At 69.6% G+C, this 15,762-nt stretch carries 16 protein-coding genes and 1 tRNA gene; 6 read left to right on the top strand and 11 right to left on the bottom strand.

Annotation, left to right across the window (positions count from 1 at the left end; all coding sequences use genetic code 11):
• Positions 1-45: 45 nt before the first annotated feature.
• From CCR79_RS05830 to CCR79_RS05845, 4 genes are all read right to left on the bottom strand, one after another.
• Positions 46-120, bottom strand: a tRNA-Gln gene (locus CCR79_RS05830).
• Between the two features lie 12 nt (positions 121-132).
• Complete coding sequence (gene ispE / locus CCR79_RS05835) at positions 133-999, bottom strand: 4-(cytidine 5'-diphospho)-2-C-methyl-D-erythritol kinase (RefSeq protein WP_201169760.1); 867 nt, start codon at positions 997-999, stop codon at positions 133-135.
• Entirely contained in the window at positions 992-1,603 is a 612-nt protein-coding gene (lolB, locus tag CCR79_RS05840; RefSeq protein ID WP_201169761.1) for a lipoprotein insertase outer membrane protein LolB, read from the bottom strand. The genes ispE and lolB overlap by 8 nt, the downstream gene beginning before the upstream one ends.
• Positions 1,593-2,984 (bottom strand): tetratricopeptide repeat protein, encoded by a 1,392-nt coding sequence (locus CCR79_RS05845; protein WP_201169762.1) that lies wholly within the window; start codon positions 2,982-2,984, stop codon positions 1,593-1,595. The genes lolB and CCR79_RS05845 overlap by 11 nt, the downstream gene beginning before the upstream one ends.
• Before the next feature lie 100 nt (positions 2,985-3,084).
• Here CCR79_RS05845 and hemA point away from each other — a divergent pair, with 100 nt between their 5' ends.
• Positions 3,085-4,434, top strand: coding sequence for a glutamyl-tRNA reductase (gene hemA, locus CCR79_RS05850; protein WP_201169763.1), 1,350 nt, complete (start codon positions 3,085-3,087; stop codon positions 4,432-4,434).
• Positions 4,355-5,446, top strand: coding sequence for a peptide chain release factor 1 (gene prfA, locus CCR79_RS05855; protein WP_201169764.1), 1,092 nt, complete (start codon positions 4,355-4,357; stop codon positions 5,444-5,446). The genes hemA and prfA overlap by 80 nt, the downstream gene beginning before the upstream one ends.
• Positions 5,447-5,470: 24 nt before the next feature.
• Here the strand turns inward: prfA and dksA are convergent, their stop codons facing one another.
• The 3 genes from dksA to clpX form a co-directional block, all read right to left on the bottom strand.
• Positions 5,471-5,905 carry an RNA polymerase-binding protein DksA gene (gene dksA / locus CCR79_RS05860; protein WP_201169766.1) on the bottom strand — a complete coding sequence of 145 codons (435 nt, stop codon included), beginning with the start codon at positions 5,903-5,905 and terminating at the stop codon, positions 5,471-5,473.
• 109 nt (positions 5,906-6,014) lie between these two features.
• A complete protein-coding gene (locus tag CCR79_RS05865) occupies positions 6,015-7,091 on the bottom strand; it encodes a 3-deoxy-7-phosphoheptulonate synthase (RefSeq protein WP_201169768.1) in 1,077 nt (358 codons plus the stop codon).
• Between the two features lie 89 nt (positions 7,092-7,180).
• Positions 7,181-8,440 carry an ATP-dependent Clp protease ATP-binding subunit ClpX gene (gene clpX / locus CCR79_RS05870; RefSeq protein ID WP_201169771.1) on the bottom strand — a complete coding sequence of 420 codons (1,260 nt, stop codon included), beginning with the start codon at positions 8,438-8,440 and terminating at the stop codon, positions 7,181-7,183.
• Between the two features lie 89 nt (positions 8,441-8,529).
• Here clpX and CCR79_RS05875 point away from each other — a divergent pair, with 89 nt between their 5' ends.
• The 3 genes from CCR79_RS05875 to CCR79_RS05885 are packed head-to-tail and all read left to right on the top strand — an operon-like array spanning position 8,530 to position 10,402.
• Positions 8,530-8,790: a Trm112 family protein gene (locus CCR79_RS05875; protein ID WP_201169773.1), complete on the top strand. Its 261-nt coding sequence runs from the start codon at positions 8,530-8,532 to the stop codon at positions 8,788-8,790.
• A gap of 26 nt (positions 8,791-8,816) precedes the next feature.
• The gene (gene prmC, locus CCR79_RS05880; RefSeq protein WP_201169775.1) at positions 8,817-9,662 is read left to right on the top strand and encodes a peptide chain release factor N(5)-glutamine methyltransferase; all 846 of its coding nucleotides are present in this window, start codon (positions 8,817-8,819) and stop codon (positions 9,660-9,662) included.
• Entirely contained in the window at positions 9,659-10,402 is a 744-nt protein-coding gene (locus CCR79_RS05885) for a molybdopterin-synthase adenylyltransferase MoeB (protein WP_201169776.1), read from the top strand. The genes prmC and CCR79_RS05885 overlap by 4 nt, the downstream gene beginning before the upstream one ends.
• 7 nt (positions 10,403-10,409) lie before the next feature.
• Here the strand turns inward: CCR79_RS05885 and CCR79_RS05890 are convergent, their stop codons facing one another.
• From CCR79_RS05890 to gatC, 4 genes are all read right to left on the bottom strand, one after another.
• Entirely contained in the window at positions 10,410-11,300 is an 891-nt protein-coding gene (locus CCR79_RS05890; protein WP_201169778.1) for an Hsp33 family molecular chaperone HslO, read from the bottom strand.
• Positions 11,297-12,736 (bottom strand): Asp-tRNA(Asn)/Glu-tRNA(Gln) amidotransferase subunit GatB, encoded by a 1,440-nt coding sequence (gene gatB, locus CCR79_RS05895; RefSeq protein ID WP_201169779.1) that lies wholly within the window; start codon positions 12,734-12,736, stop codon positions 11,297-11,299. The genes CCR79_RS05890 and gatB overlap by 4 nt, the downstream gene beginning before the upstream one ends.
• 80 nt (positions 12,737-12,816) lie before the next feature.
• Positions 12,817-14,271 carry an Asp-tRNA(Asn)/Glu-tRNA(Gln) amidotransferase subunit GatA gene (gatA, locus tag CCR79_RS05900; protein ID WP_201169780.1) on the bottom strand — a complete coding sequence of 485 codons (1,455 nt, stop codon included), beginning with the start codon at positions 14,269-14,271 and terminating at the stop codon, positions 12,817-12,819.
• A 16-nt stretch (positions 14,272-14,287) separates the two neighbouring features.
• Positions 14,288-14,575, bottom strand: coding sequence for an Asp-tRNA(Asn)/Glu-tRNA(Gln) amidotransferase subunit GatC (gene gatC, locus CCR79_RS05905; RefSeq protein WP_201169782.1), 288 nt, complete (start codon positions 14,573-14,575; stop codon positions 14,288-14,290).
• 119 nt (positions 14,576-14,694) lie between these two features.
• On the opposite strand from gatC, the gene CCR79_RS05910 reads away from it, so the two are divergent.
• Positions 14,695-15,738 (top strand): rod shape-determining protein, encoded by a 1,044-nt coding sequence (locus CCR79_RS05910; RefSeq protein WP_201169784.1) that lies wholly within the window; start codon positions 14,695-14,697, stop codon positions 15,736-15,738.
• The last annotated feature ends 24 nt before the right edge of the window (positions 15,739-15,762 follow it).

Consider the following 15,762-nt stretch of genomic DNA (forward strand, 5'->3'; position numbering starts at 1 on the left):
TTGCACGGCTAGACGTCCACCTTACAACTCGGTGTGTAGCGGATATGGCTGGGGCGGCAGGATTCGAACCTGCGAATCCCGGTACCAAAAACCGGTGCCTTACCGCTTGGCTACGCCCCAGTTGTTGACAGGTCAGCCGGGGTGAGCCGCCGCCGCCAGCGCAGTGTGCAGCGGAGACCGTTCCACGGCCCGAGCGACGAACCCGGACCACCTCCCGGGCAGGCGCTCTAGGGCAGCTTGCGCTGGCTCTTCGGCCTGGAAGCCGACGAAACAGCAGCTGCCGGTGCCACTCATTCGCGCGTCGCCGTGCCGGGCGAGCCACTCGAGGGCTTCAGCCACCGCCGCCCAGCGGCCCCGGACCACCGGCTCGCAGTCGTTGCGAACGGCGCCGGCGCGAAGGTCGGCTATTGTGATCGGAGACGTATCGCGTGTCAATTCCGGTGCGCCAAAGACTTCGGCGGTGGAGATGCTCGCCCCCGGATCGACCACCAGGTACCAGCGGTTGCCCCCCGGCTCGGCGGGCATCGGTCGCAGGTGCTCGCCCACGCCTTCCCCCCAGGCACTGCGCCCACGGACGAACACCGGCACATCGGCGCCGAGGGCCAGACCGAGGCCCGCGAGCGCCTCCTCGCCCAGCCCGGCCCGCCACAAGTGGTTGAGGGCTACGAGCACCGTGGCGGCGTCCGAGGAGCCGCCGCCAACCCCGCCCCCGGCCGGCAGGCGTTTGTCCACATGGATATCCGCGCCGTACCCGCAGTCGGTGGCCACCTGCAGCGCGTGAGCGGCGCGCACGGTCAGGTCGTCCTCCGGGGCGACCCCGGGCAGATCGCTGCAACGCACGATGTACCCGTCGGAGCGCGGGCGCAACCAGATGCGGTCGCCATAGTCGAGCAGCTGGAAAGCCGTCTGCAGCTCGTGGTAACCGTCGGCGCGCCGACCGAGGACGTGAAGGAAGAGGTTGATCTTGGCCGGCGCCGGCCACACGCTCCACTCAGCCATCCCCGCGACTCCACCCCGACAGCGCCACCCGCATCTGCGTCGAGCCACTATGTAGATCCACGCGGCTGGGCAGGTCCATACCGTCCACTTCGGTCCAGCCCTGGAAGTCCACCTCCCAGCCGGCCTGCTCCAGCCGGTCCGGCCGACCGGCGCGATCCAGACTCAGCTCGTCCACCCCCAGGCCCGCGGCCGGACGGCCAACGATCCAGTCGCGCAGTGCAGTCACCGGCAGCCGGTGGCCGGTCTGCGCGGCCAGCAGATCCTCCGGGCTCTGCGCCGTGGCACTCTGCCCGGCGCCGTCGCGCAGGGTCACCTGACCCGGCTGGCCTTCGATGCGCACGGCACCGGCCCCGAAGGGCCCGGAGAGGTTGATGGTGTAGGACTCGCCCCGCTGCTGCCAGCGCAGGGAGAGGCTGACCGCCTCGCCGTCGGCACGCAGGGCGGCGCGCCCCCTCACCGACCAGTCGCGCAGCTCGGCGCGCTCCTCCAGGAACGCCTCGTAATGCGCCTGCCGCTCGTCCTCGGGGACGAGCAGCGCGCAGCCCGAAAGCACTCCGACCGCCAGCAGCCCGGCAAGCAGCCGCGCCCCCCATCTACTCGTCATCCAGATCCACCTCGTAATCCTCCAACGTCCGCTCCAGAACCCGTCGGCCGCGTTCGGCGTCCAGCGCCCGGCGCCAAACCTGGCGCGCCTGCTCTCGCTCGCCGAGCTCCCAGAGCACCTCGCCCAGGTGGGCACCGATCTCGCCGTGGGGCTCCTTCTCGAAGGCGCGGCGCAGATAGTCCAGCGCGGCCTCCGGATCTCCCTCTCGGTAGAGCAGCCAGCCCTTGCTGTCGAGGAAGGCGGCGTTGTCCGGCTCCTGCTCCAGCGCGCGCTCGATCAGCTCGCGGGCCTCGGCCAGATCGCGCTCGGCATCGACCAGGGTGTAGCCCAGGGCGTTCTGGGCGTGGGCGTCGCCCGGATCTGCCTCGAGGACCCGACGCAGATCCTCCACGGCGCCGTCCACATCCCCGGTCTCCGCACGCACCAACCCGCGCCCGTATAAGAGGTCCTGATCGTCGCCGTCCGCCTCCAGCCCGCGCTGGTACGCGCCCAGCGCTGCCTCCGGTCGTCCGGCCTCGCGCAGCAGGTGCCCCTCCAGCAGCGCCGTGCGCGACGTCAGCGCCGGCTGCGTCTCGCGCACCCGCTCCAGGTGCGCCAGCGCGTCGTCGGTCTCCAGGGCGCCGGCGTGCCCGGCCTGGAAGGCAACCCGCAGCAGGGTCGCCCCGGCCTCGCGATCCGCTGGCGCGAGCTCGAAGGCCCGCGCGGCCGCCGCCACCGCCTTGTCGTCATCGCCGGCCCGCTCCGCCGCCGCGGCCAGAACCCGGTGCGCCTCTGGCACGTCGGCGTGGACCTCGGCCAGCTCGGCCAGCACGCGTGCAGCCGCTTCGGCGTCGGCCCCATGCCCGAGGAGCATGCCGAGCTGCAGGAAGGCCTGTCCCGCTGTCCCCGGCCAGCGCTCGATGGTCTTCTCCAGCTCTTCGCGCGCGGCAGTCTCGTCACCCCTGCGCAGGGCCAGCAGGCCGAGCAGCTGATGGGCCTCGACCCGCTCCGGGGCAAGCTCCCGCCAGCGCTCGGCGGCCTCGCGGGCCACGCCCTCCTCTTCGAGGACAAAGCTCAGCTGCACCGCCCGTTCGGCCACGCGCTCGTCGCGGCTGACTGCCATGGCCCGGGCGTAGTGGCTCAGGGCCTGGTCCAGCCGATCCCGGCGCACCGCGATCTCTGCAGCTAGCACATGGCGGATGGCCTCATCCCGTGGCGAGGGCTCCCACGGCTCGGCCTCAGGGGCCAGGGCAGCCGTCGGCGCTTCAGCGGGGGGATCGGTATCGGGCTGGGGGCCGGCACACCCGACGACCAGGGCGCAGACGGCCAGCGCGACACCAGGCCGCAGGCGGCGAAACGCCGGACAGCGGCCGCCCCTGGAGAATTCGGTCGGATCGGGCATTTTTTCCGTGGGCGAGACGCTTTACCGAAGCGTCCGCATTTCGTAATAATCCGGGTTGACGCCTGATGGTGCCCTAACGAAGCCTAATGACGCCAGTCTCATGCCATTATTTGCAATTGGACTCAATCACGATAGTGCGCCAGTAGCAGTCCGTGAGAGCCTGGCGTTCAACGCCGAGGCCCTCGGGGACGCCCTGCAGAGCGCCCGCAGCGAGACCGGTGCCGACGAGGTGGCAATCCTCTCCACCTGCAATCGCACCGAGATCTACATCCGGCTGCCGCATACGGACCCCGAGGTGGTCATTGGCTGGCTGACCCGCCACCAGCGGGTGGATCTGCGCAAGGTCCGGCCCCACCTTTACGTTCGCCGCAGCACCGAGGCCATGCGCCACCTGATGCGGGTCTCGGCGGGGCTCGACTCCCTCGTCCTCGGCGAGCCGCAGATCCTCGGCCAGGTCAAGGACGCCTACCACAAAGCGGCCAGCGCCGGCTGCCTCGGCGCGGTGCTCGAGCGCCTGTTCCAGCACGCCTTCTCGGTAGCGAAGCAGGTGCGCACCGACACCGACATCGGCTCCAACCCGATCTCGGTGGCCTTCGCCGCCGTGACCATGGCCAAGCAGATCTTCGACGACTTCCCCAAGCGCACCGCGGTGCTGGTCGGCGCCGGCGAGACCATCGAGCTGGTCGCCCGCCACCTGGCACAGCAGGGGATTGGCCAGGTGCTCGTCGCCAACCGCAACGTCGAGCGCGCCAAACGACTGGCCGAAGCCCACGACGGCGAGGCCATGAGCCTCAACGACCTGCCGCGCCGTCTCCCCGAGGCCGACGTGGTGGTATCCTCGACAGGCAGCTCATTACCCATCCTCGGCAAGGGCACGGTCGAGCGGGCGGTACGCGCGCGCCGGCACAAGCCAATGTTCATGCTCGACCTGGCGGTACCGCGGGACATCGAGCCCGAGGCCGGCGAAATGGACGACGTCTACCTCTACACGGTGGACGACCTGCGCGGGGTAGTGGCCGAGAACATGCGCTCGCGCCAGGACGCCGCGACCCAGGCCGAGGCCATCGTCGAGCAACAGGTCCGGCACTATCTCGAGTGGCGCCGCGCCCGCGACGCCGGCGAGGCGATCCGTTCGTTCCGCAACCGGGCCGAGAGCTACGCCCGCGCAACCCGAGCGCAGGCGGCGCGGCAGCTCTCCCGCGGCGAGGACCCCTTTGAGGTGATCGAGTGGTTGACCCACACGCTCACCCGGCGGCTGGTCCACGCCCCCACCGTTGGCCTGCGGGCCGCCGCCGCCAGCGGCGACCGCACGCGGATCCAGCACGCACTGGAGACCCTGGCCATCGACCAACAGCTGGTAGAGAGGTCTAGTGAAGGCGACGATTCGCAACAAGCTGGAGCGGATGGCGGAACGGCACGAGGAGATCGGCGCGCAGCTGGCGGATCCTGATGTCGTCGGCGACCCGTCGAAATTTGCCGAACTTTCCCGCGAATACGCCCGGCTGGAACCCGTCGTCCAGGACCTGAACGCCTACCGCGAGGCGGCCGATGCGGTCGCCAACGCGGAGGCGATGCTCGACGACAGCGACGCCGAGATCCGCGCCATGGCCGAGGAGGAGGCCGACGAGGCGCGCCATCGGCTCGAGGAACTCGAGGGCCGGCTACAACGGCATCTGGTGCCCACCGACCCCGACGACCAGCGCAACGTCTTCCTCGAGGTGCGCGCCGGTACCGGCGGCGACGAAGCCGCGCTGTTCGCCGGCGACCTGCTGCGCATGTACCTGCGCTACGCCGAGCGCCAGGGCTGGAAGACCGAGATCCTATCCGCCCGCGAGGGCGAGCATGGCGGCTACCGCGAGGTCATTGCCCGGGTCAGCGGGCGAAGCGTCTACGCCCGCCTCAAGTTCGAGTCCGGCGCCCACCGCGTCCAGCGGGTACCAGCCACCGAGTCCCAGGGGCGGATCCACACCTCGGCGTGCACGGTGGCCATCCTGCCCGAACTTGACGAGGTCAGCGGCATCGAGATCAACACCGCCGACCTGCGGGTGGATACCTTCCGCTCGTCGGGCGCCGGCGGCCAGCACGTCAACACCACCGACTCGGCCGTACGCATCACCCACCTGCCCACCGGGCTGGTGGTGGAGTGCCAGGACGAGCGTTCGCAAAACAAGAACCGCGCCAAGGCGATGGCGCTGCTCCAGGCGCGCCTCAACGAGCAGGAGCGGGCCCGGCAGCAGTCGGAGCGCAGCGAACAGCGCCGCCTGGCGGTGGGGTCGGGGGATCGCTCAGAGCGGATCCGGACCTACAATTTCCCGCAGGGCCGGGTGACGGACCACCGCATCGGGCTGACGCTCTACAAGATCGAGCAGATCATGGAAGGGGGGATGGATGAACTCCTGGATGGACTGATCCAGGAGCACCAGGCCGAAGCCCTCGCCGAGATCGCCGAGGACTCCGGCTGATGAAACCGCGGCGCAGCGCGTGATCTAGGCCACGCGCTGGCGCTCGCGGATCTCCTCCAGCGACTTGCAGTCGATGCACATGGTCGCTGTCGGGCGCGCCTCAAGCCGACGCAGGCCGATCTCGACCCCGCACTGCTCGCAGTAGCCGTAGTCGCCCGTGCGGATGCTCTCCAGCGCCTGATCGATCTTGCGGATCAGCTTGCGCTCCCGGTCCCGGGCCCGCAGCTCCAGGGCAAACTCTTCCTCCTGGGTCGCCCGGTCCGACGGGTCGGCGTGGTTGTTGGCGTCGTCGCGCATGTGGTGAACGGTGCGCTCCACCTCCTCCTGGAGTTCGCGCTTCCACGCCAGAAGCAGCTGTCGGAAGTGCTCCAGCTGCTCGTCGCTCATGTACTCTTCGGTCTCGCCGGCCTGATACGGCTCAAAGCCCTTGACCGGCATCGCGTGTCTCGTCGGAGCCATACCGCGTCCTCCTCCCTTTGCGGCCCTCGCCGCCCTCAGCGAAGCGCTCGGGCTGTGCTCGCCAGAGCACTAGCCCGAGAGAAATACATCAGCATTTGCGCAGAGTCAACTACAGCAGTGCGCGCTCGCGCAGGCTGCCGCGCAGCTGCCCTGCGGCCTCCCGGAGGACCTGTTCGGTGGTCTCCCAGTCGATGCAAGCATCGGTGATGGACACCCCGTAGTCCAGCGTGCCCGGGTCGGCACCGAGCTTCTGGCTGCCCCATCCGATATTGCTCTCGAGCATCACCCCGACGATCGAGCGGTTGCCCTCGCGGATCTGACGGATGACATCCTCGAGGACCATCGACTGCAGCGCCGGGTCCTTGTTGGAATTGGAGTGGCTGCAGTCGACCACCACGCGCTGCGGCATGCCGGCCTTCTCCAGAGCCTGCTCGCAAAGGCGGATGCTCACCGAGTCGTAGTTCGGCTGCGAGCCGCCGCGCAGCACGACATGGCCGTACTGGTTGCCGCGCGTCCGGATGACCGTGATGCGCCCCTCCTGATCGATGCCCAGGAAGCTGTGGGGCGACGCTGCCGATTGCAGGGCGTTGATCGCCACCGTCTGGCTGCCGTCGGTGGCGTTCTTGAACCCCACCGGAGTGGAGAGGCCGCTGGCCAGCTCGCGGTGGGTCTGGGACTCCGTGGTGCGGGCGCCGATGGCGGTCCAAGAGACCAGATCGCCGTAATACTGCGGCGCGTAGGGGTCGAGGGCCTCGGTGGCCGTGGGCAACCCCATGGCGGCGATCTCGCGCAGCAGCTCGCGCCCCATGCGCAGACCCTTGTCAATCCGGAACGAGTCGTCCATATCCGGATCGTTGATCAGGCCCTTCCAGCCCGTGGTGGTACGCGGCTTCTCGAAATACACCCGCATGACCACGTAGATGTGGTCGCTGAGCTCATCGTGCAGCGCCTTGAGCCGCCGCGCATAGTCGAGCGCCGCCTCGGGGTCGTGGATGGAGCACGGCCCGACCACGGCGAACACGCGCTGATCCTTGCCATCGAGGATATCCCGCAGGGCCTGACGCCCCTCCAGCACGGTCTGCCGGGCGGCATCCGTCAGCGGGACCTCGGCCTTGATCTCAGCCGGAGTCGGAAGACGCTCACCGTTGGCTACGTTGACGTCGTTGACGTTATCGCTCTCTTGCATGTCGGTCTCGAGTCGCCCCGCCCGCCGGCGGGTGGTGAATGGCTAGCCGATCAATAGTAATCGCGCTTGACTCAGACCATCAAGGAGCTTTAGACCGCGTGCCGCACCGCGGCCCGCCAGTAGTAGCCGGGCGAACCGCCGTGCACGGCGGCGGCGTCGATGACCAGCCGCACCACCTCGCCGCCGGCAGCGGGGACGGAGAACATCGGCTCGAGGAGCACCTCCTCGAGCACTGCACGCAGGGCGCGGGCCCCGGTGCCCCGCGCCTGCGCCCGCCGCGCCACCGCCTCAAGGCCGTCGGCGGTGATCTCGAGCTCACAGCCGTCGCGGGCGAACAGGAGCTGGTATTGACGGATTAGGGCGTTGCGCGGCTCGGTCAGGATACGGATTAAGTGCTCGGTGGATAGCGGCTGCAGGCACTCGACCACCGGCAGGCGACCAACCAGCTCGGGGACCAGGCCGAAACGCTGCAGCGCAGCGGCGCGATGGGCCATGGGCGCCGCCGGGCCAGTGGCGGCAGCGGTGAAACCCGCACCCGGGCGCTCGGCGGCGAGGGCCTCCAGGCCCTCGAAGGCGCCGCCGCAGATGAACAGGATCTGGCCGGTATCGACGGTAACCGGGCTGCCCTGGCACCCGGCGCTGGAGACCGTCACCCGGCGCCCTTCGAGCAGCTTGAGCAACGCCTGCTGCGCCCCCTCGCCGGCCAAATCGGGTCCGCCTTCGACCCCACCCCGGGCGGCGAGCTTGTCGATCTCGTCGATGTAGACAATGCCCCGCGCAGCCCGCTCCGGATCGGCGTCACAGGCCGCGAGCAGCCGCCCGATCACCGCTTCGACATCCTCGCCGGCGTAGCCGGAGGCGGTCAGCGTGGTGGCGTCAACGCTCACGAAGGGGACCTCGACGCAGCGCGCCAGGCACTCGGCCAGGTGGCTCTTGCCGGTGCCGCTGGGGCCGACAAGCAGGATGTTGCTCTTGCCCAGCTGCACCGACTCGCCGCGGGCGGCAGCGACCAGGCGTTTGTAGTGGTTGTAGACGGCGACCGAGAGGACCTTCTTGGCCTGCTCCTGACCGACGACGTAGTGATCCAGATAGCGGCGCAGCGACCGGGGCACCGGCAGGGAGGCGAGGATCCGCTGCTGCCGGCGCTCGCGATCGGCCTCCAGCGCTTCGTTGCAGCTGGCGATGCAGTGCTCGCAGATAAACGCCGCCTCGCCGCCGATCAGCGGCCCGGCGACCTGCTCATCGTGCCCGCAGAAGGAACAGCGCCGCTCGGTCTCCTCTGGCACACCCGGGATGCTCTCGGGGGCCTCGAGCCAGGCACCGGACACATCGCCACACCATCCCGGCATTGCACTCTCCCCGCTGCTCGTTTGCCATAGGCCTCACCCTGTTCCAACGGCAGGCCAGCAGGAACCTTGAGAGTGGTATACTCCCGTCCATGGATCGCAAACTACTCGACATCCTCTGCTGCCCGATCACCAAGCGCCCCCTGCAGCCGCTCTCGGCGCAGGAGCTGGAGGCGCTCAATCGCCACATCGCCGAGGGACAGGCCCGCTACCTGGACGACACGGTGGTGGACGCGCCACTGGACGAGGGCCTGATCACCGACAACGGCAGCCGTATCTACCGGGTGGATGACGGCATCCCGGTGATGCTCGAAGAGCGCAGCATCCCGGGCGCCACCGCCGGGCGCGGCTGAGCGGCGAGACCCCTGCGGGAGGGCCGGTGAGCGAGGCAGGGCGGAGCATCGGCCAGGCGCTGCGCGAGGGCATCGATGCGCTGCGGGCGTCGAGCGCGTCGGCGCGGCTTGATGCCGAGCTGCTTCTCGCCGAGGTCCTCGGTGTCGGCCGCAGCCACCTGTTCGCCTTCCCCGAGCGCCCGGTCCCCACCGCGACCATCGATGCCTACCGGAACCTGCTCACCCGTCGGGCCGCCGGTGAGCCCGCGGCCTACCTGCTGCGCCGCTGCGAGTTCCGCGACCTGTCGCTGACGGTGACCCCGGCAGTCCTTGTGCCCCGCCCCGAGACCGAACACCTGGTCGAGCAGGCCCTGGCTTGCCTGCCCGCCGGGGGCAGCCTGCTCGAGCTGGGCACCGGCAGCGGCGCCGTCGCCCTGGCGGTGGCCAGCGAACGCCCCGACGCCCGGATCACCGCCACCGAGCGCAGCGAGGCTGCCCTGGCCGTGGCGCGGGAGAACCGGCAACGCCTGGGACTGACGAGCGTGGAGCTGATCGCCGGTGACTGGGACGAGGGGGTGCCGGCCGGCCCCTTCCAGGTCATCGCCAGCAACCCACCTTACGTCGAGACCACCGCTCCGGAGTGGACCAACGGCGGCCTCGGGCACGAGCCGCGCGAGGCGCTGGCCGCCGGCTGCGACGGGCTGGCAGCTATCCGCAGCCTGCTTGCACCGGCTGCCGGAGAGCTGGCCCGGGGCGGCTGGCTGATGCTCGAGCACGGCGCTGCCCAGGGCGAGGCCGTGCGCGGGCTGTTCGCCGCCGCCGGGCTGGAACAGGTGCGCACCGAGCGCGACCTGGCCGGACTCGAGCGACTGACGCTGGGGAGACGACCGTGAACGACGAGCAGCTGCTGCGCTACAGCCGGCAGATCATGCTGCCGGAGCTCGATATTGCCGGGCAGCAGCGCCTGGCCGGCAGCCGGGCGCTGATCGTGGGCGCCGGCGGGCTGGGCTCGCCGCTGGCCCTCTACCTCGGGGCCGCCGGGGTGGGCGAACTGCGCATCGCCGATGACGACACCGTGGACCTGTCCAACCTGCAGCGCCAGATCGCCCACCGCCACGACGCCATCGGCCAGCCCAAAGCGACCTCAGCGGCGCGGGCCGTCGCCGCTCGCAACCCGGAGATCACCCTCTCGCCGCTGCAGGAGCACCTCGAGGGCGGGCGCCTGAGCGCTGAGGTGGCCGCTGCCGACGTGGTCATCGACGCCACCGACAACTTCGCCACCCGCTTCGCCCTCAACGCCGCCTGCGTGGCGGCACAGCGGCCGCTGGTCAGTGCCGCGGTGATCCGTTGGGAGTTGCAGGTCACCGCCTTCCGCCCCGGCGGACGACCCTGCTACCGCTGCATCTACGCCGAAGGGGATGAACCGCAGCTGACCTGCAGCGAAAGCGGGGTGCTCGGCCCCCTGCCCGGCGTGGCAGGGACCCTCGAGGCGGTGGAGGCGATCAAGATCCTCTCCGGCGCCGGCGACCCCCTCTTCGGCCGCCTGCTGCTGATCGACGCCCTGCGCATGCGCCTGCGCACACTGACCGTGAACGCCGACCCCCACTGCCCGGTCTGCGCCGACGCGGCGTAGACCCCAGTCAGTGGTAGCTATCGCTGCCCGGGGCAGCGTTGGCGTCGCTGAGCACCTGCGCCACATCGACCCGGTCGTAGCTGTAGGTGGCGCCGCAGAACTGGCAGCGCACCTCGACCACACCCTCCTCGGCGAGCACCTGCTCGACCTCCTCGCGGCCGAGACCGCGGAGGATGGAGGCGATGCGGCCGGCCGAGCAGCGACACCGGAAGGCGAGCGTGCGCGGCTCGAAGACGCGCACGGTCTCCTGATGGAAAAGCCGGTGCAGGACGTCGTGCGCCGGCCGCTCGAGCAGCTCGCGATCGGTCAGCGTCTCGGCCAGGTAGCCGATGCGATCCCAGGCGTCGGGATCCGCCTCGGTGGGCTGCGTGCCGCCACTGGCGGGCAGCCGCTGGTGCAGCAGCCCACCGGCCCGCCGGCCGTCGCAGGCCAGGTGCAAGCGGGTGGGCAGCTGCTCGGAATCCCGGAAGTAGGCTTCCAGCGTGGCCGCCAGACCACCGTCATCGATGCCGACTACGCCCTGATAGCGCTGTCCCTCCTCCGGCTCGATGGTGATGGCCAGGCGGCCGCCGGCGCACAGCTCGGCGAGGCCGCCGCGGGCGGGTTCGCCCTCGTAACGGGCGGTTCCGCGGAGGGTCCCGTCGGAGGCGTCCACCTGGGCCAGCAGCATGGACACCGCCGCGCCCTCGCCCCCCTCGACCTGGAGGCTGAGCACACCGTCGGAGCGGATGGTGGCACACATCAGCGCCGCCGCAGCCATGGCTTCGCCGAGTAGACGCGCCACCGCCGGCGGGTAGTCGTGGTGCTCACGAACGGCGGCGAACACCTGATCCAGCTGCACGATCTCGCCGCGTACGTCCGCGTTCTCGAAGATGAAGCGTTGACTGGCGTCGCTCACGATCCGTCCAGCTTTCTCTTGAGTAGCTCGTTGACCTGCTGCGGGTTGGCCTTGCCGCCGGAGGCCTTCATGACCTGCCCGACGAAGAAGCCGAAGAGCTTCTCCTTGCCCGCACGGTACTGCTCGAGCTGCTTCGGGTTGTTGGCGATGGCCTCGTCGACTAGGGCCTCGATGGCCGAGGTGTCGGTGACCTGCTTGAGGCCCTTACTCTCGATCACCTCGTCCGGCTCGCCCTCGCCGGCCCACATGGCCTCGAAGACATCCTTGGCGCCACGGCTCGAGAGGGTCTCGTCCTCGACCCGGGCCACCAGCTTGCCGAGCATCTCCGGGGTGACCGGCGAGTCGCCGATCTCCCGACCATCCTTGTTGAGGTAGGCGAGCAGCTCGCTCATCAGCAGGTTGGCAGTGCGCTTGGCGAAGCCGCCGGACTCGCTGACCGCGTGCTCGAAGTAATCGGCCATGTCCCGGGTGGCGGTCAGCACGCCGGCGTCGTAGGCCGGCAGGCCGTACTCCTCCTCGAAGCGCCGGCGCTTCTCGTCCGGCAGTTCGGGCAGGGTCTCGCGCACCTCTTCGACCAGCGCCGAGTCCACCTCCACGGGGAGCAGGTCCGGCTCCGGGAAGTAGCGGTAGTCGTTGGCCTCCTCCTTGGTGCGCATGGAGCGGGTGACGCCCTTGTCGACGTCGTAGAGGCGGGTTTCCTGGACGACTTCACCGCCGGACTCGAGCAGATCGATCTGCCGCTCGACTTCGTACTCGAGGGCCCGCTCGACGAAGCGGAAGGAGTTGAGGTTCTTGAGTTCGGCGCGGGTGCCGAAGGCTTGCTGCCCGGCCGGACGCACCGAGACGTTGGCGTCGCAGCGGAAGGAGCCTTCCTGCATGTTGCCGTCGCAGATCTCCAGGTAGCGCACCAGGGCGTGGAGCTTCTTCATGTAGGCGGCGGCCTCGGCCGGCGAGCGCAGATCCGGTTCCGAGACGATCTCCATCAGCGGCGTCCCCGCGCGGTTGAGATCCACCCCGGTCATGCCGTGGAAATCCTCATGCAGGGACTTGCCGGCATCCTCCTCGAGGTGGGCACGGGTGATGCCGATGCGCTTGCCGACGCCGTCCTCGAGTTCGATGTCCAGCTGACCACCCTCGACGATGGGCAGGTCGTACTGCGAGATCTGATAACCCTTGGGCAGATCGGGGTAGAAGTAGTTCTTGCGCGCAAAGACCGACCGCGGCGCGATGCGCGCCCCGACGGCCAGGCCGAACTTGATGGCCATGCGCACCACCTCGCGGTTGAGCACTGGCAGCACCCCGGGCATGCCGAGGTCCACCGGACAGGCCTGGGTGTTCGGCTCGGCGCCGTAGGCGGTCGGCGCGCCGGAGAAGATCTTGGTGCGGGTCGCGAGCTGCGCGTGGATCTCGAGACCGATGACGGTTTCCCACTTCATGGGTGCGGTCGCTCCGTAGGCTTTGGGCGCGTCGAGCGGACGCGGGCGTTGGTTCCAGGGTATCCGGGGTCGCCCCGCATCTACTCGAACCCTTCAGGGACCTGCTTGTGCCAGTCCGTAACCTGTTGGTACTTGTGCCCGACGTTCAGCAGCCGGGCTTCGTCGAAGTAGCCGCCGATCAGCTGCAGCCCCACGGGCCGGCCGCGCGAGAAGCCGGCGGGGACCGACAGGCCGGGCAGGCCGGCGAGGTTCACCCCGAGGGTGTAGATGTCGGAGAGATACATCTGCACCGGGTCATCGGCGCGCTCGCCCAGATCGAAGGCCGGGGTCGGCGAGGTGGGGCCGGCCAGCACGTCGACCTGCTCCAGCGCCTGGCGGAAGTCGTCCGCCACCAGGCGGCGGATCTGCTGCGCCTTGCGGTAGTAGGCGTCGTAATAGCCGGCGGACAGCGCGTAGGTGCCAACCAGAATGCGGCGCTGGACCTCGTCGCCGAAGCCCTCGGCACGGCTGCGCTTGTAGAGATCCTCCAGATCCTGCGGGTCAGCGCAACGGTGGCCGAAACGCACGCCGTCAAAGCGCGCCAGGTTGGACGAGGCCTCGGCCGGCGCGATGACGTAGTAGGCCGGCAGGGCCAGCTCCATGTTGGGCAGCTGCACCTCGACGAGTTCGGCGCCCTCGCCCTCAAGCACCTGCAGGGAGGCCTCGACCCGGGAGCGGACGTCGGGATCGAGCCCCTCGCCGAAGAACTCCCGCGGTACGCCGATGCGCAGCCCCTTGATTGAGCGGTTGAGCGACTCGCTGTAGTCGGGCACCACATGGTCGACGCTGGTCGAGTCGCGCTCGTCCAGGCCGGCCATCGGACCAAGCAGCAGCGCCAGGTCCTCGGCAGTGCGTGCGAACGGCCCGGCCTGATCGAGGCTGGAGGCGAAGGCCACCATGCCGTAGCGCGAAACGCGGCCGTAGGTGGGCTTGAGTCCGCAGATCCCGGAGAGTGCCGCCGGCTGCCGGATCGAGCCGCCGGTGTCGGTCCCCGTGGCAGCCGGGGCCAGGCGCGCCGCCACAGCGGCGGCCGAGCCGCCGGAGGAGCCGCCGGGGACCGCGTCCAGGTCCCAGGGGTTGCGCACCGGACCGAAGTAGCTGGTCTCGTTGGACGACCCCATGGCGAACTCGTCCATGTTGGCTTTGCCGAGCATGACCACGCCGGCCTCGGCCAGACGCCGCACCACGGTGGCGTCGTACGGCGCACGAAACGGCTCAAGCATGCGCGAGCCGCAGGTGGTCGCCACCCCGTCGGTACAGAAGATGTCCTTGTGGACCAGCGGCACGCCGGTCAGTGGCCCGGCCTCGCCGGCGCGCAGCCGGGCGTCGGCGGCGTCCGCGGCAGCTCGGGCCTGCTCGGCGGTGACGGTGATCAGGCTGTTGAGCCCGGGGTCGTACGTCTCGATGCGCTTGAGCAGGGCATCGGTGAGTTCACGGCTGGAGACTTCTCCGGCGTGCAACGCCGCGGAGATCTCGGCAACGGTCTTCTGGTGCATGGGTGTTCGGCTTCCGTTACTCGACGACGCGGGGGACGAGGTACAGGCCGGCCTCGACGGCTGGCGCCCCGGACTGATAGTGATCGCGCAGGTTGGGCTCGGTGACCTCGTCCGGGCGCAGGCGCTGCGTGGCATCCCAAGGGTGGGCCATAGGCTCGACGCCCTCGGTATCGACGCTTGCCATCTGCTCGACGAACTCCAGGATCCCCGTCAGGTCGCGGGCGTACCCGGAAACCGCCCCGTCGTCGATCCGGATGCGGGCCAGGTGCGCGATCTGCTGCACCTCATCTGCCTCGATGGCCATAGAGCCTTTCTCCCCATAACTGGCGCGATAGCAGCCGTAAAACCTACCATAGCCCCGAGCTTGCCCAAACCCCGGGGCACTGCTAGATTGAGCCACCTTCGACCTTAGGAACGCTGGGCATGTTTAAGGGTATCCGCGGACTCTTCTCCAACGATCTATCCATCGATCTTGGCACGGCCAACACGCTGATCTACCTGCGCGGTCAGGGCATCGTCCTGAGCGAGCCGTCGGTGGTCGCCATCCAGCAGGATCGCGACGGCGGCAGCAAGCGCATCGCCGCAGTGGGCGCCGAGGCCAAGCGCATGCTCGGCCGCACCCCGGGGACGATCCGCGCCATCCGCCCCCTGAAGGACGGCGTCATCGCCGACTTCACGGTGACCGAGAAGATGCTCCAGCACTTTATCAAGAAAGTGCATGAGGCCCGCTTCTTCAAGCCCAGCCCGCGGGTGCTCGTCTGCGTGCCGTGCGGCTCGACCCAGGTCGAGCGGCGCGCCATCCGCGAGTCGGCAGCCGGCGCCGGGGCCCGCGAGGTGCACCTGATCGAGGAACCGATGGCGGCGGCCATCGGCGCCAATATGCCCGTCGACGAGGCCAGCGGCTCGATGGTGCTCGATGTCGGCGGAGGCACCTCGGAGGTCGCGGTGCTCTCGCTCAACGGCATCGTCTACTCCGCCTCGGTCCGCCTCGGCGGCGATCGCTTCGACGAAGCCATCGTCAACTACGTCCGTCGCAACTACGGGATCCTCATCGGAGAAGCCACCGCCGAGCGCATCAAACAGGAGATCGGTACCGCTTTCCCCGATACCGAGGTCAACGAGATCGAGGTCCGCGGCCGCAACCTGGCGCAGGGCGTGCCGCGCAGCTTCACCCTGAACTCCAATGAGATCCTCGAGGCGCTCCAGGAGCCGCTGTCCGGGATCGTCTCGGCGCTCAAGACCGCTCTGGAACAGACGCCGCCGGAACTCGGCGCCGACGTGGCCGAGCGCGGTATCGTGATCACTGGCGGCGGTGCGCTGCTGCGCAACCTCGACCGGCTGATCATGGAGGAGACCGGGCTGCCGGTGGTCGTCGCCGACGAGCCGCTGACCTGTGTCGCCCGTGGCGGTGGCCGGGCCCTGGAGCTCATGGACGAACGGGGCGCCGATCTGTTCGTCAGCGAATAGACGAACCACCGCAGCTGCAAACCC

Source organism: Halorhodospira halophila (assembly GCF_016653405.1).
Taxonomy (GTDB): Bacteria; Pseudomonadota; Gammaproteobacteria; order Nitrococcales; family Halorhodospiraceae; genus Halorhodospira; species Halorhodospira halophila_A.

What these genes read in the sequence shown, in the direction of transcription:
- ispE (WP_201169760.1), bottom strand. Translation starts at nt 999, where the DNA reads ATGGCTGAGTGGAGCGTGTGGCCGGCGCCGGCCAAGATCAACCTCTTC.
- lolB (WP_201169761.1), bottom strand. Translation starts at nt 1,603, where the DNA reads ATGACGAGTAGATGGGGGGCGCGGCTGCTTGCCGGGCTGCTGGCGGTC.
- CCR79_RS05845 (WP_201169762.1), bottom strand. Translation starts at nt 2,984, where the DNA reads ATGCCCGATCCGACCGAATTCTCCAGGGGCGGCCGCTGTCCGGCGTTT.
- hemA (WP_201169763.1), top strand. Translation starts at nt 3,085, where the DNA reads ATGCCATTATTTGCAATTGGACTCAATCACGATAGTGCGCCAGTAGCA.
- dksA (WP_201169766.1), bottom strand. Translation starts at nt 5,905, where the DNA reads ATGGCTCCGACGAGACACGCGATGCCGGTCAAGGGCTTTGAGCCGTAT.
- CCR79_RS05865 (WP_201169768.1), bottom strand. Translation starts at nt 7,091, where the DNA reads ATGCAAGAGAGCGATAACGTCAACGACGTCAACGTAGCCAACGGTGAG.
- clpX (WP_201169771.1), bottom strand. Translation starts at nt 8,440, where the DNA reads ATGCCGGGATGGTGTGGCGATGTGTCCGGTGCCTGGCTCGAGGCCCCC.
- CCR79_RS05875 (WP_201169773.1), top strand. Translation starts at nt 8,530, where the DNA reads ATGGATCGCAAACTACTCGACATCCTCTGCTGCCCGATCACCAAGCGC.
- gatB (WP_201169779.1), bottom strand. Translation starts at nt 12,736, where the DNA reads ATGAAGTGGGAAACCGTCATCGGTCTCGAGATCCACGCGCAGCTCGCG.
- gatA (WP_201169780.1), bottom strand. Translation starts at nt 14,271, where the DNA reads ATGCACCAGAAGACCGTTGCCGAGATCTCCGCGGCGTTGCACGCCGGA.
- gatC (WP_201169782.1), bottom strand. Translation starts at nt 14,575, where the DNA reads ATGGCCATCGAGGCAGATGAGGTGCAGCAGATCGCGCACCTGGCCCGC.
- CCR79_RS05910 (WP_201169784.1), top strand. Translation starts at nt 14,695, where the DNA reads ATGTTTAAGGGTATCCGCGGACTCTTCTCCAACGATCTATCCATCGAT.